This window comes from Sphaerotilus montanus, from assembly GCF_013410775.1.
In the GTDB taxonomy this organism is placed as follows: domain Bacteria; phylum Pseudomonadota; class Gammaproteobacteria; order Burkholderiales; family Burkholderiaceae_C; genus Sphaerotilus; species Sphaerotilus montanus.
Genome location: NZ_JACCFH010000001.1, coordinates 2,122,844 through 2,146,352, shown reverse-complemented (window position 1 = coordinate 2,146,352; position 23,509 = coordinate 2,122,844). Strand labels below are relative to the sequence as shown.

Annotated in this window: 20 protein-coding genes; 6 read left to right on the top strand and 14 right to left on the bottom strand. The window is 70.3% G+C overall.

The window, feature by feature from the left end; all coding sequences use genetic code 11:
• Window positions 1–82: 82 nt before the first annotated feature.
• From BDD16_RS22965 to BDD16_RS09715, 6 genes are all read right to left on the bottom strand, one after another.
• Window positions 83–4,144, bottom strand: a complete 4,062-nt coding sequence (locus tag BDD16_RS22965; RefSeq protein WP_179633763.1) for a ribonucleoside-diphosphate reductase subunit alpha — start codon at window positions 4,142–4,144, stop codon at window positions 83–85.
• Window positions 4,145–4,331: 187 nt separating this feature from the next.
• Entirely contained in the window at window positions 4,332–4,922 is a 591-nt protein-coding gene (gene ampD / locus BDD16_RS09735; protein ID WP_179633762.1) for a 1,6-anhydro-N-acetylmuramyl-L-alanine amidase AmpD, read from the bottom strand.
• The gene (locus BDD16_RS09730; protein WP_179633761.1) at window positions 4,919–6,454 is read right to left on the bottom strand and encodes a sigma-54-dependent transcriptional regulator; all 1,536 of its coding nucleotides are present in this window, start codon (window positions 6,452–6,454) and stop codon (window positions 4,919–4,921) included. Before BDD16_RS09730 ends, ampD begins: the two co-directional genes overlap by 4 nt.
• Entirely contained in the window at window positions 6,451–8,376 is a 1,926-nt protein-coding gene (locus BDD16_RS09725; protein ID WP_179633760.1) for a sensor histidine kinase, read from the bottom strand. Before BDD16_RS09725 ends, BDD16_RS09730 begins: the two co-directional genes overlap by 4 nt.
• Before the next feature lie 11 nt (window positions 8,377–8,387).
• The gene (locus BDD16_RS09720; protein ID WP_179633759.1) at window positions 8,388–8,642 is read right to left on the bottom strand and encodes a PP0621 family protein; all 255 of its coding nucleotides are present in this window, start codon (window positions 8,640–8,642) and stop codon (window positions 8,388–8,390) included.
• A complete protein-coding gene (locus BDD16_RS09715) occupies window positions 8,639–9,469 on the bottom strand; it encodes a cytochrome C assembly family protein (protein ID WP_179633758.1) in 831 nt (276 codons plus the stop codon). The genes BDD16_RS09720 and BDD16_RS09715 overlap by 4 nt, the downstream gene beginning before the upstream one ends.
• A gap of 65 nt (window positions 9,470–9,534) precedes the next feature.
• Between BDD16_RS09715 and ffh the strand changes: the two genes are divergently transcribed.
• From ffh to BDD16_RS09695, 4 genes are all read left to right on the top strand, one after another.
• Window positions 9,535–10,917 carry a signal recognition particle protein gene (gene ffh, locus BDD16_RS09710; protein ID WP_179633757.1) on the top strand — a complete coding sequence of 461 codons (1,383 nt, stop codon included), beginning with the start codon at window positions 9,535–9,537 and terminating at the stop codon, window positions 10,915–10,917.
• 264 nt (window positions 10,918–11,181) lie between these two features.
• The gene (locus tag BDD16_RS09705) at window positions 11,182–11,841 is read left to right on the top strand and encodes a DUF2726 domain-containing protein (RefSeq protein ID WP_179633756.1); all 660 of its coding nucleotides are present in this window, start codon (window positions 11,182–11,184) and stop codon (window positions 11,839–11,841) included.
• A 279-nt stretch (window positions 11,842–12,120) separates the two neighbouring features.
• Window positions 12,121–13,125, top strand: coding sequence for a porphobilinogen synthase (hemB, locus tag BDD16_RS09700; protein WP_179633755.1), 1,005 nt, complete (start codon window positions 12,121–12,123; stop codon window positions 13,123–13,125).
• Between the two features lie 13 nt (window positions 13,126–13,138).
• Entirely contained in the window at window positions 13,139–14,230 is a 1,092-nt protein-coding gene (locus BDD16_RS09695) for a magnesium transporter CorA family protein (RefSeq protein ID WP_179633754.1), read from the top strand.
• 17 nt (window positions 14,231–14,247) lie between these two features.
• On the opposite strand, the gene BDD16_RS09690 is transcribed toward BDD16_RS09695, so the two are convergent.
• The 3 genes from BDD16_RS09690 to tsaB are packed head-to-tail and all read right to left on the bottom strand — an operon-like array spanning window position 14,248 to window position 16,252.
• Complete coding sequence (locus tag BDD16_RS09690) at window positions 14,248–15,018, bottom strand: uracil-DNA glycosylase (protein WP_179633753.1); 771 nt, start codon at window positions 15,016–15,018, stop codon at window positions 14,248–14,250.
• The gene (gene rimI, locus BDD16_RS09685; RefSeq protein ID WP_179633752.1) at window positions 15,015–15,491 is read right to left on the bottom strand and encodes a ribosomal protein S18-alanine N-acetyltransferase; all 477 of its coding nucleotides are present in this window, start codon (window positions 15,489–15,491) and stop codon (window positions 15,015–15,017) included. Before rimI ends, BDD16_RS09690 begins: the two co-directional genes overlap by 4 nt.
• Entirely contained in the window at window positions 15,491–16,252 is a 762-nt protein-coding gene (gene tsaB, locus BDD16_RS09680) for a tRNA (adenosine(37)-N6)-threonylcarbamoyltransferase complex dimerization subunit type 1 TsaB (RefSeq protein ID WP_179633751.1), read from the bottom strand. Before tsaB ends, rimI begins: the two co-directional genes overlap by 1 nt.
• A gap of 48 nt (window positions 16,253–16,300) precedes the next feature.
• Here tsaB and dacB point away from each other — a divergent pair, with 48 nt between their 5' ends.
• Window positions 16,301–17,704, top strand: a complete 1,404-nt coding sequence (gene dacB / locus BDD16_RS09675; protein ID WP_179633750.1) for a D-alanyl-D-alanine carboxypeptidase/D-alanyl-D-alanine endopeptidase — start codon at window positions 16,301–16,303, stop codon at window positions 17,702–17,704.
• A 13-nt stretch (window positions 17,705–17,717) separates the two neighbouring features.
• On the opposite strand, the gene BDD16_RS09670 is transcribed toward dacB, so the two are convergent.
• Genes BDD16_RS09670 through purE form a run of 4 tightly spaced genes read right to left on the bottom strand, consistent with a single transcriptional unit; the run spans window position 17,718 to window position 21,417 of the window.
• Window positions 17,718–18,668: an SGNH/GDSL hydrolase family protein gene (locus BDD16_RS09670; protein WP_179633749.1), complete on the bottom strand. Its 951-nt coding sequence runs from the start codon at window positions 18,666–18,668 to the stop codon at window positions 17,718–17,720.
• A gap of 33 nt (window positions 18,669–18,701) precedes the next feature.
• Window positions 18,702–19,724, bottom strand: coding sequence for an L-threonylcarbamoyladenylate synthase (locus tag BDD16_RS09665; protein ID WP_179633748.1), 1,023 nt, complete (start codon window positions 19,722–19,724; stop codon window positions 18,702–18,704).
• A 17-nt stretch (window positions 19,725–19,741) separates the two neighbouring features.
• Window positions 19,742–20,929 (bottom strand): 5-(carboxyamino)imidazole ribonucleotide synthase, encoded by a 1,188-nt coding sequence (locus BDD16_RS09660; protein ID WP_246332747.1) that lies wholly within the window; start codon window positions 20,927–20,929, stop codon window positions 19,742–19,744.
• An 11-nt stretch (window positions 20,930–20,940) separates the two neighbouring features.
• The gene (gene purE, locus BDD16_RS09655) at window positions 20,941–21,417 is read right to left on the bottom strand and encodes a 5-(carboxyamino)imidazole ribonucleotide mutase (protein ID WP_179636085.1); all 477 of its coding nucleotides are present in this window, start codon (window positions 21,415–21,417) and stop codon (window positions 20,941–20,943) included.
• Window positions 21,418–21,543: 126 nt separating this feature from the next.
• On the opposite strand from purE, the gene BDD16_RS09650 reads away from it, so the two are divergent.
• Complete coding sequence (locus BDD16_RS09650) at window positions 21,544–22,488, top strand: tetratricopeptide repeat protein (protein ID WP_179633746.1); 945 nt, start codon at window positions 21,544–21,546, stop codon at window positions 22,486–22,488.
• A gap of 22 nt (window positions 22,489–22,510) precedes the next feature.
• Here the strand turns inward: BDD16_RS09650 and BDD16_RS09645 are convergent, their stop codons facing one another.
• Window positions 22,511–23,419 carry a phosphoribosylaminoimidazolesuccinocarboxamide synthase gene (locus BDD16_RS09645; RefSeq protein ID WP_179633745.1) on the bottom strand — a complete coding sequence of 303 codons (909 nt, stop codon included), beginning with the start codon at window positions 23,417–23,419 and terminating at the stop codon, window positions 22,511–22,513.
• Window positions 23,420–23,509 lie beyond the last annotated feature (90 nt).

Sequence of the window (23,509 nt, the reverse complement as noted above, 5' to 3'; positions counted from 1 at the left end):
CACCAAGCAATTCTTGGGGGTTTCAAGCCCCGAAGCGCTGGTGTCCGGACGGTTTCATCCCGTGGTCATGGACGGGTCGGACTCACTGGCAGGCTTCGCAGCCCGGATCGTCGATCGCGCAGAACTTGACGTCCGTGGCCGGGGTTGCGTCCGCAGCGGCAGCAGCCATCAGCGCCTGGGCGGCAGCGGCGGCCTTGTCGAGCGAGGACGCGGCGTTCATTCCACCCGTGCTGCCCGAGCTGACCGCGTTGTGCGAGCCGGCACCGACCGTCGACTTCTCGGCGCTGGTGGCGCTGGTCGTGCGGAGGTAGTAGGTCGTCTTCAGGCCGCGCAGCCACGCCAGCTTGTAGGTCTCGTCGAGCTTCTTGCCCGAGGCACCCGCCATGTAGATGTTCAGCGACTGGGCCTGGTCGATCCACTTCTGGCGGCGTGCACCCGCTTCCACCAGCCAGCGCGGCTCGACCTCGAAGGCCGTCGCGTACAGGCGCTTCAGCTCCTCCGGCACACGGTCGATGCGGCGCAGCGAGCCGTCGAAGTGCTTGAGGTCCATCACCATGATGTCGTCCCACAGGCCGATCTTCTTCAGATCCCGCACGAGGTACTCGTTGATGATGGTGAACTCGCCCGACAGGTTGGACTTGACCGAGAGGTTGCCGAAGCTCGGCTCGATCGAGGCGTCCACACCGATGATGTTGGAGATCGTCGCCGTGGGGGCGATGGCCACGCAATTCGAGTTGCGCATGCCGACTTCGCCGATGCGGGTGCGCAGCGCGTCCCAGTCCAGCGTGGACGACGTGTCGACTTCGACATAACCACCGCGCTGTTCGGCCAGCAGCTTGAGCGAGTCCAGCGGCAGGATGCCGCGGTCCCACAGCGAGCCGGCGTAGCTCTGGTAGCGGCCACGCTCGGCGGCCAGATCGGTCGAGGCCCAGTAGGCGTGGTAGCAGATCGCTTCCATCGAGCGGTCGGCGAACTCGACGGCTTCCTGCGAGGCGTAGGGCACGCGCAGCTGGTACAGCGCGTCCTGGAAGCCCATCAGGCCCAGGCCGACCGGGCGGTGGCGCAGGTTCGAGTCACGCGCCTTCTTGACCGCGTAGTAGTTGATGTCGATGACGTTGTCGAGCATGCGCATCGCCGTCGAGATCGTCTTCTTCAGCTTGGCGGTGTCGAGCACGCGGGTGCCGTCCGGGCCGTCGGTCAGGTGCTGGGCCAGGTTCACCGAGCCCAGGTTGCAGACGGCGATCTCGCTGGCGTTGGTGTTCAGGGTAATTTCGGTACAGAGATTAGATGAATGCACCACCCCGACATGCTGCTGCGGCGAGCGCACGTTGCAGGCGTCCTTGAACGTGATCCACGGGTGGCCGGTCTCGAACAGCATCGAGAGCATCTTGCGCCACAGGTCCACGGCCCGGATGCGCTTGAACAGCTTGATCTCGCCGCGCTGCGCCATGGCTTCATAGCGGGTGTACGCCTGCTCGAAGGCGATGCCGAACAGGTCGTGCAAGTCCGGGCAGGTCGAGGGCGAGAACAGCGTCCAGTCGCCGCCTTCCATCACGCGGCGCATGAACAGGTCGGGAATCCAGTTCGCCGTGTTCATGTCGTGGGTGCGGCGGCGGTCGTCGCCGGTGTTCTTGCGCAGCTCCAGGAACTCCTCAATGTCGAGGTGCCAGCTCTCCAGGTAGGCGCAGACGGCGCCCTTGCGCTTGCCGCCGTTGTGCGCGAGACCGGCAACGGTCTGGTACGACTCGTCCACATCGACCTTCAGGTCGACCACCATCGGCTTGGGCGTGATCGGCCGGATCGACCGGACACGCGAGAACACGATGCCGTCGCGCTCGATCCAGTTGCGCTTGGTGACAGCCGTGCAGCCGATCAGGGTCGCCAGTTCCCGGATCGCCGGGATGCGCAGATCGATGCTCGTGCCTTCGCTGTCGAACACCACCTTGGAGCCATCCGAACGCTGACCCACATGGTTGTGGCGGCGGGTGCGTTTCTGGCCGGCCACGGGCACGCCCAGACGCAGCATCTGGTACCGCACGCCCTCGGCAAGCGGTTCGGACGCAGAGGTGAACGTCAGTTCCTTGCCACGCGAGACACAGCCATCGGTCTCCAGCAGACCGCGCACCAGCGCCAGCGTCTGCGAGCGCGGCAGGTGGGCCAGGCGCGGGGCGATGCGCTTGTGGTGGTTCGCGTCGTAGAGGTCGTCGTAGACAAACGGCATCGTCGCAGCACCCGCGCTGACGATGCGGCCGGTCGTGCCATCACGCAGCACGCCGCGGCCCGACGCCCAATGGATCTGCGCATAGGTTTCGCCGCGGGCGGTTTCCCAGCAGTGGATGCCTTGTGCGCTCAGGTACTGGCGCACGAAATCGAGGTGCTCGTCGCGCTGCGGGTTGCCGGAAACGCCCCACTGCATCCCATCTTTCGACAGGTGGCCGTCGCCCAGCAGGATGCCGTACATCCGGGCATCGTCCTCGGTGAACCCTTGCACCGCGACCACCTCGGTCGGAATCGCGAAGCCGATGTAGTCACCTTGCGCGAGTTGGCCGGATTCGACCCAGGCCGCCGCAACCTTGCCCTTGTCGAGCCATGCCTCGGTGCGGGCATTGGCCTGACCCAGCGGCACACCCTGGATCGCCCAGAACGGATGCGCGTCCGTCACCAGCAGCGGCTCGACCGTGTGCTTCACGTCGATGGCCACCATCGGATCGGTCTGGTTGTAGACCATGCGTTCGGTGACTTCACGGTACTGGCCGCTGTGGCCGAGCACCAGGTCACCTGGGCGGATGTCGCGGATGGCCTTCACGCCTTCGGATGTGTAGACCCCCGTGTCCGGCGCGAAGCACTGGTTCACCGCGACGGCGGTGTCGTTCACCACCTTCAGGAAGGGCACCACGCCCTGCGATTCACCGTTCGTGCCCTTGATGTGCGAGCCGAGCGCACGCACCGAGGTCCAGTCGTTGCCCAGACCGCCGGCGAACTTCGACAGCAGCGCGTTGTCCTTGATCGACTCGTAGATGCCGTCGAGGTCGTCGGGCACGGTCGTCAGGTAGCAGCTCGACAGCTGCGAGCGGCGCGTGCCGGCGTTGAACAGCGTCGGCGTGCTCGACATGAAGTCGAAGGTGGACAGGACTTCGTAGAACTCGATCGCGCGGGCTTCGCGGTCGATCTCGCCCAGCGACAGGCCCATCGCCACGCGCATGAAAAACGCCTGCGGCAGCTCGATGCGCTGCTTGCGGATGTGCAGGAAGTAGCGGTCATACAGCGTCTGCAGACCAAGGTAGTCGAAGTTCATGTCGCGCTCGGGCTTGAGCGCAGCACCCAGGCGCACGAGGTCGAACTGCATCATGCGTTCGTCGAGCAGCTCGGCGTCCACGCCCTTGCGGATGAACTGCGGGAAGTACTCGACGTAACGCTGGCCCATCTCGTGCTGCAGCACGTCGTCGCCGAGCACTTCGCGGCGGATCGTGTGCATCAGCAGGCGCGCGGTGACGCGGGTATAGCCGGGATCCTTCTCGATCAGCGTGCGCGCGGCCAGGATGGCGGCCTTGTAGACCTCGTCCACCGGCACGCCGTCGTACAGGTTGCGGCGCGTCTCGGCCAGCACCGGGGCGGCGGTGACCTCGTCGCCCAGACCGGCGCAGGAGTCCTCGATCAGCTTCTGCAGCCCGCCCTGGTTCAGCGGCACGCGCTGGCCGTGGTCCTGCACCTGCAGGTCGGTCGGGGCCTGTGCGGGAGCACGGCCCTGGCTCAGGCGCTCCTGCGAGCGGCGTTCACGGTAGAGCACATAGGCGCGGGCGACATCGTGGTGGCTGCCGCGCATCAGGCCGAGTTCGACCTGGTCCTGCACGTCCTCGATGTGGAAGGTGCCGCCGCTCGGACGCGAGCGCAGCAGTGCGCGCACCACCGACTCCGTCAGCGTGTCCACCGCCTCGCGCACGCTGGCCGAGGCCGCGCCGTGGGCACCGCGCACCGCCAGGAAGGCCTTCATCAGCGCGACGGCGATCTTGTGCGGCTCGAAGGCCACCACGGCGCCGTTGCGGCGGATGATCTGGTAGCCGGCGTAGGCCGAGGCCTTGCTGGCGCCGGTGGCGGGGATCTCCCCGGACGGGGAATACGCGTTGCTGGAGATGGCGGTTTGCATGGGGCGGGCGCTCCTTCTTGTCTTGCCTTGTCGTGACGGCACAAAGAAAAAGGCACCGTCATGAAGAAGGCGCCTTGGCTTTGTTTCTTGGCTCCAAGAATAGCACTACGCTACAGGTAGTGTGATCAGAAAATTTTCAACACTACCGCTAGTGTCCCATTGACAAATCACGGACTGCCCAGGATGTTCACTTCATGCTGCGGCGCAGCAGCCTGGCCAGCCGCCGCCAGTCGAATCCGGGGCCGGGATCGCCCTTGCGGCCGGGCGCCACATGTTCGTGACCGACCACTTCCGCGACGGGCCAGACAGACGCGGCGTCACGCAGCAGGCGGGCCGTGGCGCGGTACTGCGCGGCCTCGAACCGCTGGCCTTCGAGCCCCTCCAGTTCGATCCCCAGCGCGTAGTCATTGCAGTTCGGCACGCCGCGCCAGACCGAGGCGCCCGCATGCCAGGCCCGGTCGTCGACGCGGACGAACTGCACCACCTCGCCGCCTCGCCGCACCAGGAAATGTGCCGAAACCGCCACGCCGGCCAGTCCCGCGAAATAGGGGTGGCCCGCCGGATCGAGCTGGTTGGTGAAGAAGCGCTCGATCGCGTCGCCACCGTAGCGCCCGGGCGGCAGGCTGATCGAGTGCACCACCGCCAGCCGCACCGGCAGTCCCGGCGGGCGCGGGCCGAAGTTCGGGCTCGGCACCCGGCGCGCACGCCGGTACCAGCCGTCCTGCCACGCCCCGCGCCGCGCCGCATGGCGGCGCCGCCACCGCAGACCGCCGCTCATGGCGCCAGATCGCCGAGCGCGTCGGCGTCCTCGACCGTCAGCGCGTCGCCGGCCACCTGGATGCCCAGCCGCGCCATGCGGTAGCGCATCTGGCGCAGCGTCAGGCCCATCGCGGCACCGGCGGCGGTGCGGTTGTAGCGGTGGTGTTCCAGCGCGCGCACCAGCACCTCGCGCTCGACGTCGTCGAGATACGCCACCAGATCGGCCGGCAGCACGTCGGCCCCCACCACCGCGGCAGCAGCAGGCACCGCCGCCGTGTCGACCGGCGGCCCGCCCGCCGGCAAGGAAATTGCGGACTCCGCGACGGCGGGACTGGCCGGCGTCTCGGCCAGCCCCAGATCCGCCACGTCGATCTGGCCGCCGGACGACAACGCCACCGCGCGGTGCAGGAGGTTCTCCAGTTCGCGGACATTGCCCGGGAAGGTGTACTGCGCCAGCGCACGCAGCGCGGCGTCGGTCAGCCGCGGCACCTCCGCCAGCGCCGATTCGCCTGCCACGCGGGCCAGCACCATGTCGCACAGCACCGGCAGGTCGTCCAGCCGCTCGCGCAGCGGCGGCACGCGGATCTGGATCACGTTGAGCCGGTAGAACAGGTCCTGCCGGAAGCGCCCCGCCGCCACCTCGCAGGCCAGGTCCTTGTGCGTCGCGCTGACGATGCGCACATCCAGCGGCACCTCCGCCACCGCCCCCACCGGCCGCACCGCCCGCTCCTGGATCACCCGCAGCAGCTTGCTCTGCATCGCCAGCGGCAGGTCGCCGATCTCGTCGAGGAAGAGCGTGCCGCCGGACGAAGCCTGGAAGAAGCCCTCGCGGTCCTCGTGGGCACCGGTGAAGGCCCCCTTGCGGTAGCCGAAGAACTCCGCCTCCAGCAGCTGCTCGGGGATCGCGCCGCAGTTGACCGCGATGCATGGCCCGCCCGCCCGCTGGCTGACCTGGTGGATGGCCCGCGCCACCAGTTCCTTGCCGGTGCCCGATTCGCCGTGGACCAGCACCGGCGCCATGCTGCGCGCGACCTTGTCGATCAGCACCCGCACCTGCTGCATCACCGGCGTGCGTCCGCCCATGCGCTGCAGGGCATCCGCCACGACCGGCGGTGCCGCTGGCCGGGGGGTGACCCGCCCCGACCCGCGCACTGCCGGCGCCGCAGCGACCGCCGGACCACGTCCGAGCGCCGAGGCCACCACGCTGCGGAACTGCCGCAGATCCACCGGCTTGGTCAGGTAGTCGTAGGCGCCGGACTTGAGCGCCTGCACCGCGTTCTCGGCCGAACCGTAGGCAGTGATGACGATGGTCTTCTCGGGCCGACCGGCCTGCTCCAGCCGGCGCAGCAGGTCCAGCCCGGTGCCGTCGGGCAGGCGCATGTCGGTGATGATGGCGCTGTAGCGGGCGGCACCCAGCAGGGTCCAGGCCTCTTCGACCGTGCCGGCGGTGTCGATGTCATAGCCCTCGCGCAGCAGCGCCAGCTCGTAGAGCGTGCGCAGATCGGGCTCGTCATCGACGACCAGCAGCCGGGGCGTCGCGGGGTAGTTCATGGAGTGACCTCGGGAGACTGCAGGGCAACGCGCGGCATCCCCACCAGAAAGACATTGCGGTGGCGGGCGCCGGGCCCGCGGGGGCGGAAATCGATCGAGGCGCCGTAGCGCTCGCACAGCTCGCGGCAGATGTAGAGGCCCAGCCCGGTGCCGCGGCTGCGGGTCGAGAAGAAGGGTTCGAACAGGTGCGGCTCCACGTCGGGGGCGATCACCTCGCCGTCGCTGGCCACCGACAGCTCGACATGCCCCTGTGCCCGGGCCGCCACGCGCACCCACACCGCGTGCGGCTGGCCGCTGCCGTGGCGCAGCGCGTTGTCGAGCAGGTTGACCAGCACGCGCCGCAGGTGCTCCGGATCGAAGCGCACCGGCAACGGCTCGTCGCCCGTGTCCACGAACAGCGCGCTGCTGTCGTCCGCCGGCAGGCCCGCCGTGCGCGCCCACTCGGCACACAGCCGCGCCACCTCGGTGCCCAGCTCGATCACCGGCGCGTCGCTCGACCCGCCCGGCGAGACCTCGGCCACGTCATCGACGATGCGCTGCAGCCGCTCGACGTTGTCGGCCACCATCTGGCTCAGGCGCTGCTGGCCGGGCTCGGTGAGGTCTTCGGCGAGCAGCGCGTTGGCCTGGGCGATGGCGGCCAGCGGGTTGCGGATCTCGTGGGCAATGCCGGCCGAGACCCGGCCCATCGCGGCGAGCTTTTCCTGTCGGGCGCGCTGGCGCAATGTGCGCACGTCCTCCAGGAACAGCACGCACAGCGCCTCCCCCGAGCGGGCATCGCGCCGTCGCGTGAACCGCATGCGCACCCGCAGCGGGCGCTCCTCGGAGGGGGCATCGGCACCCGGTGGCGCCAGACGCAGGCTGAGCTCCTGCCCGCCTTCCGGCCAGACACCGTTCGCGTAGCCACGCGCCAGTGCGTCGCGCAGCGGCTGCCAGGCCGGCAGGTGGTGCAGGTCGAAGGGCAGGAAGCGCCGCGCCACCGGCGCCCCGATGAGCTGCAGCGCCGCCGGGTTGGCCGCCTGCACGCGCCCGTCACGGTCGGCGACCATGACACCGTCCTGCATCTCCTCGATCATCAGCCGGTTCAGGCGGGCCTGCTGGCGGGCGAGTTCGAGCGTGCTGCGGGCGGTCACTTCCTGCCGGGCCAGGCGGTCCGACAACTGCCCGGCCAGCATCGCGATGGTCAGCACGCCGCCGCCGGCGATGCCGGCCTGCATCAGCGCCGCAGCCATCTCGACCTCGGTCAGCGCCCCCCACCATGCGGCGGCCAGCAGCAGCACCACGCCAGAGGCCACGCCGTAGGCATGGCGCCGTGGCATCAGCGTGGCCGCCATCAGCACCGGCAGCATGTACAGCGCCGCGGCATTCACCGCCGGCCCGGCCGCGAACAGCAGCAGCGTGAAGGCCAGCAGGTCCACGCCGATGGTCGCCAGCGCCCAGCGGCTGCGCAGGTGGCCGGACGCGGCCATGTAGCCCGCTGGCGGCACCGGCCAGGCCAGCATCGCCAGCGCCGCCAGCACCTGCGCACCACACACCAGCAGCGAGGACCAGACCGGCTTGCCGCCCAGATAGACGACCACCAGCCCCTGGATGCCGAGCAGCAGCAGACCCAGCAGCGCACGGGCGATGGTGAAGGCGCGGAAGATGCGCTGGAAGGACGCGGGCGGCTCGATGCGGCTGTGCCGCCTTGGCGCCGGGGGCGGCTCCGGCGGTGGGGCGGGCGCGCGCCGCGCAGGCCCGTCCGGCGAGGCAGTGCCCGGGGGCGCGCCGGGCGGAACGGTCTCCCCGCGGGCCAGGTCCATCGGCTGCGTGCGCTCCGCACCGAAACCGAGGGTCGCGAACCAGGCTTCCTCACGCACCGGCTCGGAGCGGGCGAATCCGCCGTCCTCGTCAGCCCGGCCCGGTGCCGATCCGGTCGTGCGCATCGGGCGGCCTCTCAGCGCCGTCCGAACGGCGCGCGCGGTCCGGCACGCCGGTGTGCGGCGCAGCAATAGGCCTGGCCGTCGCGCTGCTCGCTGTCGGCCGAGGTCAGGTGCATGCCGCAGTGGGCACAGCGCGCCAGGGTCTGCACGGCCCGCCCGGTCGGTTCGGGCGACACATCGTTGCGGTCTGGTGGCGGAGGCACCCGCCGTGCGGCACGCAGCAGCCACACGATCGCCAGCACGGTCAGCAGGATCAGCAGCAGCTTCATGGGCCCGCCATCGCGATGAAGGCCGTGCGGTGCAGCAGCACTTCGAGCACGAAGCGCGAGCCGACATAGGCCAGCAGCAGCAGCACGGCGCCGGCATACAGCCCGCGCGTGGCCATCCGTCCACGCCAGCCGAAGGCCTGCCGCCCGGCCAGCAGCCCTGCCAGCACCAGCCAGCCGAGCAGCGAGAACACGGTCTTGTGGTCCCAGTGCCACACCGGCGTGACCCAGACACCCAGCACCAGCGCCAGCGACAGCACCACGAAGCCGGCCCAGACGAAGCGGTAGGTCAGCTTTTCCAGCGTCAGCAGGGGCAGCGCGGGGGCGGAGGTCTCGGCCTGCGGGCCCGGCTTCTTCATGCGCAGGCGCATGGTGCGCTCGGCACGGTCGAGCCAGGCGGCATGCAGCACCGCGGCAGCCACCAGCCCGTAGGAAGCCAGCCCGAGCATCCAGTGCAGCGGCGCCCACGGCGACGACGGATGCAGCCCGCCCTCGCCCGGATACAGCAGCGCCAGCACCAGCGTGCTGCCGCCCAGCGCGGCCAGCAGCCGCCGGATGCCGGGCAGCGGCACGAAGCGGCTCTCGACCGCATGCACCGCCAGCACCAGCCACGCCGTGGCCGACAGCGCCGGAGCGAAGCCGAAGCGCGCGCCCTCCATCACCAGACCGAGGCCCAGCAGGTGCGCGAGACCAGCCACGCCGTGCAGCCCCCAGGCCAGCGGCAGGGCGCGCCGGGCCAGCGCACCGGCGCCGGGCATCACCGCCAGGGCATAGGCCACCAGCGCGAGCAGCGAAGGCACCAGGGACCAGACGGAGAGTCCGTGGGCCATGGGAATCGAGGGGGTCGATAAAATCACCTGCACAGTGTACTTTTCCTAGTCAACCGGGACACCCGATGGCCTCCGCCCTTTCCGAACGTCTGTCACGCCTGGTCAAGTCGATGCGCGGCCAGGCCCGCATCACCGAAGCGAACGTCCAGGACATGCTGCGCGAGGTCCGCATGGCGCTGCTGGAGGCCGACGTGGCCCTGCCGGTGGTCCGCGACTTCATCGCCCGCGTCAAGGACCGCGCCCTCGGCGCCGAAGTGGCCAACTCGCTCTCGCCGGGCCAGGTGCTGGTCAGCATCGTCCACAAGGAACTCGCCGCCACCATGGGCGAAGGGGTCTCCGACCTCAACCTCGCCACGCAGCCGCCAGCGGTCATCCTCATGGCAGGCCTGCAGGGTGCCGGCAAGACGACCACCACCGCCAAGCTCGCCAAGCACCTGATCGAGCGCCGCAAGAAGAAGGTGCTGACGGTCTCCGCCGACGTCTACCGCCCGGCCGCCATCGAGCAGCTCAAGACCGTGACGAAGCAGGCCGGCGCCGAGTGGTTCCCGTCCACGCCGGACCAGAAGCCGCACGACATCGCGCTGGCCGCCATCGACTACGCGAAGAAGCACTTCTTCGACGTGCTGCTGGTCGACACCGCCGGCCGCCTCGCGATCGACGAGGCGCTGATGGCCGAGATCCGCGACCTGCACGCCACGCTGAAGCCGGTCGAGACGCTGTTCGTCGTCGACGCCATGCAGGGCCAGGATGCGATCAACACCGCACGGGCCTTCAAGGAAGCCCTGCCGCTGACCGGCATCGTGCTGACCAAGCTCGACGGCGACTCGCGCGGCGGTGCGGCGCTGTCGGTGCGGCAGATCACCGGCGCGCCGATCAAGTTTGCCGGCGTCTCCGAGAAGATCGACGGGCTGGAGGTGTTCGACGCCGAGCGCCACGCCGGCCGCGTGCTCGGCATGGGCGACATCGTGGCGCTGGTCGAGGAAGTCCAGAAAGGCGTGGACATCCAGGCCGCGCAGAAGCTGGCCGACAAGGTCAAGAGCGGCGAGAGCTTCGACCTGAACGACTTCCTGGCCCAGATCAGCCAGATGAAGAAGATGGGCGGCCTGAGCGGCCTGCTCGACAAGCTGCCGGCCGAACTCGCGGCCAAGGCTGGTCAAGCCGACATGGGCAAGGCCGAGAAGGACGTGCGGCGCATGGAGGGCATCATCAACTCCATGACCCCGCTGGAGCGCCGCAAGCCCGACCTGCTCAAGGCCAGCCGCAAGCGCCGCATCGCAGCCGGCGCGGGTGTGCACGTGCAGGAGGTCAACCGCATGCTCAACCAGTTCGAGCAAATGCGCGACATGATGAAGAAGATGAAGGGCGGCGGCATGATGAAGATGATGAAGCGCCTGGCCGGCAAGAAGGGCATGCCGGGGATGGGGGGCATGGGCGGCATGGGTTTCTGACGGTCGCACACGGTTGTAACAGTCAGACGGTGATGCAGGTACACAACCAGAACCTGTTACATCCATCACACCTTCGGCGGGATTGACGTCAGGCACCCAGACAGGTAGCTTGACGAAATGAATTTCTCATCTCTCGCATCCTCCAACGCAGCCCTGTTTCTGGCAGGGTGTGTGGGTGCCGCCGCACTGATCTGGGCATGGCGGTACCTGACAAGCCGACCGGCCGATGCCGGTCGCCCCGGTCGGCCACGTGCGCTCGACGCAGTGGACACCGTGATCGGCTGGCCCCCCGAAGCCACCCGGGTCCTGACCCTGCGCCACCAGCGTGCGCTGGAAGTGCTGCGGCGCGCCGTGCCGGAGCACATGATCCTGGCGCAGGTGCCGCTGTCACATTTCATCAAGGTGCCGACACGGCATTCATACGTCGAGTGGCTGCGCCGGGTCGGCCATGTCTGCGTGGACCTGATGGTCTGTGACAGTGCCTCGAACGTGGTGGCCATCATCGAGGTGCGCCAGGCCGACAAGGCCGAGTCGGAGCGGGCCCGCAAGCGCCAGCAGCGCACCGAACGCGTGCTGCGCGCTGCCGGCATTCCGCTGCACGTCTGGAACGAAGCGTTCCTGCCGGACCCGGTCGCCGTGCGCAAGACCCTGCTGCAGGATGCGCCGGAAACAGCGGCACCGACCCCGGTCATGCAGGACAACGGCCCGGACACCAGTCCGCTGGAGCTGGGTCCGCGCGGACAGCGGGTGCGCCCGTTCGACGGCCGCGACCTGCCCGGCTACAAGGATCCGCCGCGTAGCACCTGGTTCGACGAACTCAACGCCACCCAGCCCGTGCAACTGGACGGTGTGGACGTGTCGCTCGATGCACCGATGCCAGGCATCGGCCGCGGCCAGAACCACACGGTGGTCATGCCGCGCTGAGCGCGCGATCTGCCGCACACACTGCGCAGACAAACCGTTCAGGCAAAAAAAGAGCCCCAGCATGCTTGCTGGGGCTTGGAAGCCTTAACGCTGTCAACACGGTAAGGCACCTGCTCAGGGAGGAAAAGCAGGGAATGCGCACCTAGCGGCGCAACACTCGGGATAAAGTCTATCATCAAGATTACCTTTGACAAGGTCAGGGGTGTCCCGTAGACACGGCGCACTCCGATTGATGTACAGAGATCGCCAACCCTGCCTCACGCTCCAGCTGCCCTGCCCATGTTTGCACCTGCCCGCTATCCCCTGAGCCGCCCCCGCCGCCTGCGCCGCGACACCTTCACCCGCAATCTGGTGCGCGAGCACCAGCTGAGCTGCAGCGACCTGATCTATCCGGTGTTCGTGCTCGAAGGCCAGGGGCTGGTGCAGGATGTGGCCTCCATGCCCGGCGTGCAGCGCCGCAGCCTCGACCAGCTGCTGCCGGTGGCGGAGCAGTGTGTGGCCCTGGGCATCCCGGTGATGGCCCTGTTCCCCGTGCTGGGCAGCGCCGGCAAGACCCCAGACGGCCGCGAAGCCGCCAACCCGGACGGCCTGGTGCCGACGGTCGTGGCCGCGCTGAAGAAGCGCTTTCCCGAACTCGGCATCATGACCGACGTCGCGCTCGACCCCTACACCTCGCACGGCCAGGACGGCCTGCTCGACGACACCGGCTACGTGCTGAACGACGAGACCATCGAAGTGCTGGTGCAGCAGGCGCTGGTGCAGGCCGAGGCCGGCGTGGACATCGTCGCGCCCAGCGACATGATGGACGGTCGCATCGGCGCGATCCGCGAAGCGCTCGAAGCGAAGCGCCTGATCCACACCCGCATCATGGCCTACAGCGCCAAGTACGCCAGCGCCTTCTACGGCCCCTTCCGCGACGCGGTCGGCTCGGCCGGCAACCTCGGCAAGAGCAACAAGAAGGTCTACCAGATGGACCCGGGCAACAGCGACGAAGCCCTGCGCGAGGTCGCGCTCGACATCGCCGAAGGCGCCGACATGGTGATGGTCAAGCCGGGCATGCCGTACCTGGACATCGTGCGCCGCGTGAAGGACGAGTTCCGCGTGCCGACCTTCGCCTACCAGGTCAGCGGCGAGTACGCGATGCTCAAGGCCGCCGCGCTCAACGGCTGGCTCGACCACGACGCCGTGATGATGGAGTCGCTGCTGGCCTTCAAGCGTGCCGGCGCCGATGGCGTGCTCACCTACTTCGCGCTCGACGCGGCCCGGCTGATCCGCCAGGGCTGAGGCGAACGCGGCCATGCGCGTTTTCCTGATCGACGACCGCTGCACCGAACTGTCCGATCTGCCGCAGACGCTGCCCGAGCGCGGCTTCCTGTGGATCGCTTCGGCGCGGCGCGAATTCGAGGTCCGGGTCGCCGAGGTGCAGGCGGTGCTGCACCAGTGCGCCGGTGGCCAGCTCGTGGATCTGCACATCTCCGACCTGCTGAGCAACCAGCTGCCCTCGCACTTCGACTACACCTCGTGGTACGACCTGCTCGTCTTCCGCCGCCTTGCGGCAGCACCGGGCAGCAACGGGCTTTTCCTCGATGACGAACACGGCACCGTGGCCACCGCACGGCAGGCCCTGGCGGCCATCGACACCAGCCCGGTCGGCTTCGCGGTGTTCGACCGCGTGCTGCTGACCGTGCACCCCGCCGACTGCCTGGTGCGCGACTACTTCGCCAACCGGCTGGCGCAGATGACCGTCGGCGGCAACGGCGCGAGCCGGCTGCCGCCCAGCCCCGCCGACCTGATGCTGCGCATCGTCAACCACATGGTCGACGGCTACCTGGAACTGCGCCGCCTGCTCACACGCCAGCTCACCACGCTGCAGCAGGCCCTGCTCGGCCCGCGCAGCCGGCAGGTCGACTGGACCGCGCTGCTGGAGTCGCGCAACACGCTGCACCAGCTCGAAGACATCTGCGAGGACCAGCGCAGCGCCGTGCAGGAATGGATCGACGCACTCGACGAATGGCCCAATCCCGCCGCCGACGGCGAACGGCGTGACCGGGACCTGCTGCGGGTGCGCTCGCGCGACGTGCTCGAACACATCGAGCGCGTGCTGGGCCATGTGCGGCGGCTGGAGTCGTCGATCGAGAGCGCCGTGCAGATGCACTTCTCCGCGGTCGGCCAGCGCACCAACGACATCATGCGCACGCTCACGGTGCTGACCGCGATCTTCCTGCCGCTGAACCTGATCACCGGGTTCTTCGGCATGAACTTCGACGCGCTGCCGCTGATCCACAACCGCACCGGCATCTGGATCGCGGTGTCGCTGATGGTGCTGCTGGGAACCGGGCTGAGCGTGTTCTTCTGGCGCAAGCGCTACCTGGGCAGCACGCGGGGCTGAGCCACCGCACCGGCACCTCAGCCAGCGCGCGCCAGCACCTCGCGCGCCAGGCACAGGTCTTCCCACGACCGCGCCTTGTCCAGCGGGTTGCGCAGCAGATACGCCGGGTGGTACGTCACCACCACTGGTACGCCCGGCATCCCCGGCACCTCGTGCACCCGCCCGCGCAGCCGCCCGATCGGCTCAGCCGTCTTCAGCAGCGACTGCACCGCGAACCGCCCCATCGCCAGGATCAGCTTCGGCTGCACCAGCGCGATCTGGCGCAGCAGGTAGGGCTCGCACTGCGCGACCTCCTGCGGCTCCGGGTTGCGGTTCTGCGGCGGGCGGCACTTGAGCACGTTGGCGATGTAGACCTGCTCGTGCGCAGGCGCCTCGCTGCGGGTCAGGCCGACGGCGCGCAGCATGTTGTCGAGCAGCTGCCCCGCCTTGCCGACAAACGGCTCGCCCTGCAGGTCCTCCTGCTCGCCCGGCGCCTCGCCGATCAGCATCCACTGCGCCTGCGGATGACCGACGCCGAACACCGTCTGCGTGCGCCGCTCGCACAGCGTGCAGGCCCGGCACGCCGACACCGCCGCGCGCAATTCGTCCCAGCCCATCGCCGCCACCCCGGTCGGCCGCAGCGCGACCGTGGGCACAGGTGCGGGCACGGGCACGGGTGCGGGTGCGGACACCGCCGCATCGGCCACCGACACAGCCTCGGCCACCACGTCGACCTGCGGCGGCACCCACACCCGAATCCCCATCTCCTGCAGCATCGCCTGCTGCCGCTCGGTGTACCCCGCGCTCATGCCCCCTCCTCCGGCGGCACGGCCAGCCGCAGCACCAGCGCGTCCTCGCGCTGTCCGTGCGCGTCCGGGTAGTAGCCCTTGCGCACGCCGACCTGCTCGAACCCGAGGTGCGCATAGAGGCGCCGCGCCCGCACGTTGCTCGGCCGCACCTCCAGCCACAGCCACGGCGCGCCCGTGCAGCGGGCGTGCGCGATCAGCCGGCGCAGCAACTGCGTGGCCAGCCCGCGCCCCTGGTGCGCGGGCGAGACGGTCACGTTGAGCAGGTGCCACTCCTCGAACCCCGCCATCGCGACCTGGTAGGCCAGCAGCTCGCCGTCAGGCGCCACCAGACAGTGCGTGAGGTGGCCCGCCGCGATCGAGTCGACAAAATTGGCGCGGCTCCACGGAAAGGAATACGCCCGCACCTCGATGCCCATCACGGCATCGAGCAGCTGGACCGCCATCGGCAGCAGCGTGGGCGCGTCACCGGACATCAGGCCGCTCCTGCCGCAGCCACGGTGGCCGCCGTGGCCCGCAAGGCCTCGCGCTCGGCGGTGGTCTGGGCGACCTTGTCGCGCACGTACAGCGGCAGCGCCAGCGCCGGGTCGATCCACGCGCCCCGCGCCTGCGCGGCCCGTGCCAGCACGGCCAGCGCCGCACCACCGGGCACCGCTGCCGGCCAGCTCGCCAGCACGAGCCGCGCCGCCAGTGGCCCCAGCACCTCGGCCTGCACGGTCAGCGCATTGCCAGCCAGCGGCGCAGGCGCCTGCGCGATCGCCTCGGCCAGCGCGGCGGGGCTGTAGAGCGCCACCGGCACATCGGCGGTCCAGCCTCCATCGGCACCGCGGCACCAGCGCGCTGCGTAGACCTCGCCCATGCGCGCATCCAGCACGCTCCAGACAGCCTCGGCTGTCTCGCCCTGCTGCCGCGCCGACTCGGCCAGCGCGGCCAGCGTGTCCAGCGCCAGCAGCGGCCGCTCCGCGCCGACCGCCAGCCCCTGCGCCACCGCACAGGCGGTGCGCAGGCCGGTGAAGGCGCCGGGGCCGTGGCCGAAGGCGATGGCGTCCAGATCGCGCAGGGCGAGTCCGCCGTGCGCCAGCAGGTCGCGGATCGCCGGCAGCAGCGCCGCCGACGACTGCGCCCCACCGGGCAGCGCGCGGACCTGCACCGCGTCCCCCTGCACCAGGGCCAGATGAACGGTGTCGGTGGCGGTGTCGAGGGCCAGCAGGCGGGGTGCGGATCGGGAGGCAGACATGGCCACCAGTGTACCGGCCACCCTGGTGCCGCTTCGTATGATCCCGCCATGCCCAAGCTCTCCAGCCTCCTGCCCCGCGCCCTGTCCCTGCTGCTGTCCTGTGCAGCGTTCTGCCTCCCCGCCACCGCCCAGACGCCGCTGCCCGAGCCGGTGCGCGCCGCGCTCGACCGCGCGCAACTGCCCGAGGACAGCCTCTACGCCTGGGTGGCGCCGGTCGAAGGCGGCCCACCCTGGCTGGCGCACCAGCCGAGCGCGCTGGCACACCCGGCCTCGGTGATGAAGCTGGTCACCTCGATGGCGGCGCTGGACCGGCTCGGCCCGCTGTTCCAGTGGCACACCCCCGTCTACACGGACGGCCACCACCTTTACGTGCAGGGCCGCGGCGACCCAAGGCTGGTCAACGAGCGGCTGTGGCTGCTGCTGCGGCAGGTGATGGCGGTGCACGGGCCGGTGGTGGCGGGCGACATCGTGCTCGACCGCAGCGCCTACGCGATTCCCGCGGTCGATCCGGCGGCCTTCGACGGCGAGCCGCTCAAGCCCTACAACGTGCGGCCGGACGCGCTGATGGTGAACCAGAAAAGCGTGCTGCTGAACTTCCGGCCGGACGCGGCACGCGGGGTGGCGCGGGTGTCCCCGGACATGGCGCTCGCGGGCGTGCAGTGGCCGGCGACGGTGCCGCTGGGCGCGGGTGCCTGCGGGGACTGGCGGTCGGGGCTGCAGCTCGATGCCACCGATCCGGCGCGGCCACGCTTCGGCGGCCGCCTGCCGGCGAGTTGTGGCGAGAAGGGCTGGCCGCTGGCCTCGTCCGACCCGGCCAGCTTCAACGCGCGGGCGATCGAGGCCCAGTGGCGGGCGCTCGGCGGGCGCCTGCGCGGCCAGGTGCGCGAGGGCCGGACGCCGACCGGTGCGACCCTGGTGGCCGAAGCACTCTCGCCCGCGCTGCCCGAGGTGCTGCGCGACATGAACAAGCACAGCAACAACGTCATCGCCCAGCAGCTGATGCTGGCGCTCAGCCCCGGTCAGCCGGACACGCCCGCCACCTGGGAGGGCGCCCGCGCCGAGGTGCAGGCGCTCGTCCAGTCGCAGGGCTGCCGGGACGATGAGCTGGTGATCGACAACGGCTCCGGCCTGTCGCGCGAGGAGCGCATCAGCGCGCGCTGCCTGGGGCGGCTGCTGCAGTGGGCCTGGGGCCGGCCGTGGATGCCCGAGCTGCTGGGGTCGCTGCCGGTGGCGGGCATCGAGACGACCGCGCGGCGCGTGACCTCCGCCGCCGGGCAGGCGCATCTGAAAACCGGCTCGCTGAACAATGTCGCCGCGCTGGCCGGCGTGGTGCACGGCCCGGACGGCCACCGCCACGTCGTGGTGGTGATGGTCAACCACCCGCTGGCGGCCAGCGCCGAGGCACGGGCCGTGCTGGACGCGGTGGTGGGCTGGTCGCTGGCGCCGCGCTGAGGCGGCGGGCAGATCAGAACGGGTTGTTGCGCGCCCGGTTGAGGGCGGCCAGACCGACACGGCTCTGGAACGACACCCCCGGGTGCTGGGCATCGGCCCAGAGATAGGCCGTGCCGACACCGGCGGCACCTGCTGCCATCGTGGCAGTCGTGCAGTTGGGCAGCGCCACGGTACAGACCTGATCGACGATGTTGGTCAGCGCATAGGACACCATCTTGGTCGGATCGGACATGCTGATGGTCAGCTCGTCGGCCGTGATCAGGGCTGCGTAGCGGCCGTCGTTGATGACCTCCAGGCGCAAGGCGGCGGTGAATGCGAGCGTCAGCTCCTTGAGCAGCGTCACCCGGTCGGCATCGCTGGTGCGCACGAGTTCGGCGGCAGCGAAGGGCGAATAGCCGAGGTTGGGCGGCGTCGAATAGAGCACCCGGCCACCGGAGCCCTGGTTGGCCACGTTGTTGACCAGCGCGCCGAGCGCCTTGCCCGCCGCCGACACCTGCGACAGCGCCAGCGCGCGGCTGAGCGTGCCGGCGTCATAGGCCTTGTACGCATTCAGGATGTCGTGCTGGCCGGCCATGACGGTCACCAGCGTCTGCGGCGTGAAGGTGCTGCTGGCCTGGAAGGCCGACACCGCAGCCACGACATCCGCCACCGTGGCGCCGACGCTGGCCTTCATCACGCCCGCCGGGCTGGCCACGGCGGTCGGATTGCATTCGGAAAAGACCATGCCGTAGCCGTCGGCCACCACCTGCGGCCACACGGGATAGGTGGCGCAGTCGAGCGACACCGCATCGGCCTTCAGCGCGTTGACGCTGTACTTGCTGCCGTTGGTGCCGATCAGGCTGAGCTCGTCGCCGAAGACCACGATCCGGTTGGGCGCATACGACTCGACACGGGTCGAACCGCCACAGCCACCGAGCAGCACGGCGAGCAGCGCCGGGGCGAGGAGAGACTTCAGAACACGCATGCAAACTCCAGTTTGTCCGGTTCGGACTCGGGCTCAGGCCGCCGCAGCCCGCTGCAGCCGGTCGCGCACGCCGTCCCACTCGGGCGACGGCGGGGGCGTTTCCACCCAGATCAAGGGCGCGCGGGTCGCATCCAGCGTCCGCAGCACCGCAAACAATTCGTGCGCCACCGCGGCCGCCTCGTCGGGCATGCGCCGCAGCACCACACCCGCCAGCGCCGGCCGGCGGCTGCGGGAATATACCGCCAGCGTCGGCGCGCCAGATGAAGCTTTGTGGCCGGTCGAGGACCAGACGGTCAAGGCCGCGTCCAGTTGCGCCGCCGTCATCAGCCGGACCTTGGCCTGCGGCGCGTAGTGCGCCTCCAGCGTACCGGAGGCGCGCGGGGCGGTGGCGTCGCGGGCGCGCAGCGGCTCGCGGGCTGCGGCCTCGATCGCCGCGGCGGTCAGGCAGCCGGGCCGCAGCAGCACCGGGTGCCCGCGGCTGCAGTCCACGATCGCCGACTCGATGCCGACCGCGCAGTCGCCGCCGTCCAGCACCAGCAGGTCCGGCGCGGCCTCGAATTCGCTGGCGACGTGCGCGGCCTGCGTCGGGCTGACGCGACCGAAGCGGTTGGCGCTCGGCGCAGCCACGCCCGGCACGCCAGCCTCGGCCGCCGCGCGCAGCAGCGCCAGCGCCACCGGGTGGTCCGGGCAGCGCAGGCCAACCGTGTCCTGCCCGCCCGCGGCCTCGGCGCCGATGCCGGCACGGCGTGGCACGATCACCGTCAGCGGCCCCGGCCAGAACGCAGCCATCAGCCGCTGTGCGACCGGCGGCAGCTCGGCCGCGAACGCCGCCGCACCCGCCACATCGGCCACGTGCACGATCAGCGGGTGGTCGCTCGGGCGGCCCTTGGCGGCGAAGATCTTCGCCACCGCCTCGGCTTGGTCGGCGCGAGCACCCAGACCGTAGACCGTCTCGGTCGGGAACGCCACCAGCTCGCCCGCGGCCAAGCGCGCCACGGCGTCCGGCAACGCAGCGGCGAGGTGCGCGGGCGTGGTCGCGTTGATCAGTCGAGCCATGGCGGTCGCCCTTCCCTTCAGAACGCCGGCAGGCCGAGCAACGCCGCGGCCTGCAGCGCCACGTCACGCGCCGCCGCGGGCGTGGCCGCCGTGAGCGTCAGGTGGCCCATCTTGCGGCCGGGGCGCGCCGATTCCTTGCCGTAGAGGTGCAGGTGCGCCCCCGGCAGCGCCAGCACGGCCGCCCAGTCCGGCGAGCGTTCGGCGCCTTGCGCGTCGAACCACAGGTCACCCAGCAGGTTCAGCATCACCGTCGGCGAGTGCAGCCGCGGCTTGACCAGCGGCAGCCCGGCCATCGCGCGCACCTGCAGGTCGAACTGCGACACGTCGCACGAGTCGATCGTGTGGTGGCCGGAGTTGTGCGGGCGCGGCGCCATCTCGTTGGCGACGAGCGAGCCGTCTTCGAGGATGAAGAACTCGATGCACAGCACGCCGACATAGCCCAGGTCTGCCGCGATGCGCGCCGCGCAGCCGACGGCCTCGGCCTCCAGCGCGGGCGTGCCGGCCGGTGCGGGCACGGTGGTGACGGCCAGAATGCCGTCGCGGTGCAGGTTCTGCTGCAACGGGAAGGCGACCACGCGCCCGTCGCCGCCACGCGCGATCAGCACGCTGACCTCGAAGGCCAGCGGCAGGCGCTTTTCCAGCACGCAGACCGTGCCGCCGAGTTCCGCCCAGCCCGCGGCCAGCTCGGCGCGGTCCGCCACGCGGATCTGGCCCTTGCCGTCGTAGCCCATGCGGGCAGTCTTCAGGATGCCAGGCAGCAGGTCGTCGCCGACCGCGGCCAGCGCAGCTTCACTGTCGATCACCGCATACGGCGCCACGGGCACACCGCAGTCGGTGAAATGCGCCTTCTCGGCGGCGCGGTCCTGGCACACGGCCACCGCGTCGCCCGACGGCGCCACCGGGCGGCGCGCGGCCAGCGTGCGCAGCGCGTCGGCGGGCACGTTCTCGAATTCGGTGGTGATCGCGTCGGCCTCGTCGGCCAGACGCTGCAGGCCGGCGGCGTCGAGGTAGCCGGCGTTCACATGCACATGGGCGACCGTGCCGGCGGGGCTGGTGGCGTCTGGCTCCAGCACGGCGGTGCGGAAGCCGAGCTGCTGCGCGGCGTGGACGAACATGCGGCCGAGCTGGCCGCCACCCATGACGCCCAGCGTCACGGCGCGGGTCGGGTCGGCGGCGCTGCGGTCGCCGGGCAACAGTCGGGGCATGGCCATGCGCTTCAGCCCTGTCCGTCCAGCGGGCCGAGCGTCATCGCCCGGGCCGCTTCGGTCTGGCGGGCACGGAAGGCGTCGAGCGCCTCGGCCAGCCGCGCGTCGTGGTTCGCCAGCAGCGCGACGGCGAACAGCGCCGCGTTGGCCGCCCCCGCCACGCCGATCGCGAACGTCGCCACCGGCACGCCCTTGGGCATCTGCACGATCGAGTGCAGCGAGTCCACGCCCTGCAGGTGCTTGCTGGCCACCGGCACGCCGAGCACGGGCACGGGCGTCTTGGCGGCGAGCATGCCGGGCAGGTGGGCGGCGCCACCGGCGCCGGCGATGATGGCCTGCAGACCACGTCCGCGCGCCGACTCGGCGTAGCGGAACATGTCATCGGGCATGCGGTGGGCCGAGACGACCTGGGCTTCGAAGGGCACGCCGAAGTCGGCGAGAATCTGGGCGGCGTTCTTCATGGTGTCCCAGTCGCTGTTGGACCCCATGACGATGCCGACCACGGGCGTTGCGCTGTTCAAGGCAGACTCCGGGCTGGACAAAGGCGAGATTTTAGGCGCCACCGGCTCCGGGACGTTTCCCGCACGCCACGCCCCCACCCCAGGTACACCCCGATGATCGATATCACCCTCCAGAATTTCGAAGCCGAACTGATCCAGGGCTCGACGCAGCAGCCCGTGCTGCTCGACATCTGGGCGCCGTGGTGCGGCCCGTGCAAGCAGCTCGGCCCGGTGCTCGAAAAGCTCGAAACCGACTACGCCGGCCGCTTCGTGCTGGCCAAGCTCAACGCCGACGAAGTGCCCGAGATCGCCGGCCAGCTCAGCCAGATGTTCGGCGTGCGCTCGATCCCGTTCTGCGTGATGTTCAGCCAGGGCCAGCCGGTCGACGGTTTCGTCGGCGCCATCCCCGAGGCGCAGATCCGCGAGTTCCTCGACAAGCACGTGCCGAGCGAAGCCGCGGCCGAAGCCGCCGTCGAGACCGAGGAAGCCGAAGCCCTGATCGAGGACGGCGACACCGCCACGGCCCTGAACAAGCTGCAGCAGGCGCTGGCCACCGACCCGTCCAACGACGTGACGCGCTTCGACTTCGCCAGGCTGCTGCTGCAGAACGGCCACGTCACCGAAGCGCGCCAGATCTACGCCCCGATGGCGCCCAAGGCGATGCTGGACGGCCGCATCGCCGCGCTCGGCGTGTGGCTCACCGCCTGCGAGCGGGTCGCCACCGCCCGCGACATGGCCACGCTCGACGCCGCCATCGCCGCCAGCAAGCGCGATTTCGATGCCCGCTACGAACGCGCCCAGCTGCTGATGGCCTGCGAGGCCTTCACCGAGGCGATGGACGAGCTGCTGGAGATCCTGATGCGCGACAAGGCCTGGAATGACGGCCTGGCGCGCAAGACCTACGTCGCCATCCTGGAGCTGATGACCAAGCCGGCGCCGAAGACCGCGGCACCGGAGGCCAAGAAGGGCGCGGTCGAGATCGCCGGCAAGGCGGTGGTCGTGCCGGGCGACCCGGTGATCGACCTCTACCGCCGCAAGCTCAGCATGGCGGTGTTCTGATCCCTCGACGGAATCGGCTGCATCAGCCCATCAGCCGGTCCAGGGCTTCCTGGTACTTGGCGGTGGTGTGGGCGATGACCTCGTCCGGCAGCGCGGGCGCCGGTGCGACCTTGCCCCAGGGGCGGCCGTCGACCTGCGCCGTTTCCAGCCAGTCGCGCAGGTACTGCTTGTCGAAGCTCGGCGGGTTCGCGCCGACGGCCTGCGCAGCGGCGTACTGCTCGACCGGCCAGTAACGCGACGAATCGGGCGTCAGCACCTCGTCCATCAGCGTCAGGGTGCCCTGCTCGTCCAGGCCGAACTCGAACTTGGTGTCGGCGATGATGATGCCGCGGGTCAGCGCGAAGTCGGCGGCGGTCTGGTAGAGCTGGATCGAAATGTCGCGCACGCGGGTGGCCAGATCGAGGCCGATGATCTCGACCATGCGCTCGAAGGCGATGTTCTCGTCGTGGTCGCCCACGTCGGCCTTGGTGGCCGGCGTGAAGATCGGCGCGGGCAGCTTGGCCGCGTTGGTCAGGCCGGTCGGCAGCGCGACGCCGCAGACCGACTGGCTCTCCTGGTATTCCTTCCAGCCGCTGCCGGCCAGGTAGCCGCGCACCACCGCCTCGACCGGCAGCGGCTTCAGGCGCTTGACCAGCATCGAGCGGTCGCGCACCTGTTCCACCTCGTCGGGAGCGACCACGCTCAGCGGGTCTTCGCCGGTCAGGTGGTTCGGCACGATGTGGCCCAGGCGGGCGAACCAGAACAGCGCCACGCGCGTCAGCAGCGCGCCCTTGCCCGGAATCGGCTCGCCCATGATCACGTCGAAGGCCGACAGCCGGTCGGTGGCGACCATCAGGATGCGGTCTTCGCCGACGGCATAGTTGTCGCGCACCTTGCCGCGGGCGAGCAGCGGCAGGGAGTGGAGGCTGGAGTTGTGCAGGGCAGCGGTCACGGCAGGGGTCACGGCAGAGGGTCGAAAGGCGGGAATCGGCGCCGATTGTAGGCGGCTCGCCCCATGAAAAAACGGCCCGTCAGAGACGGG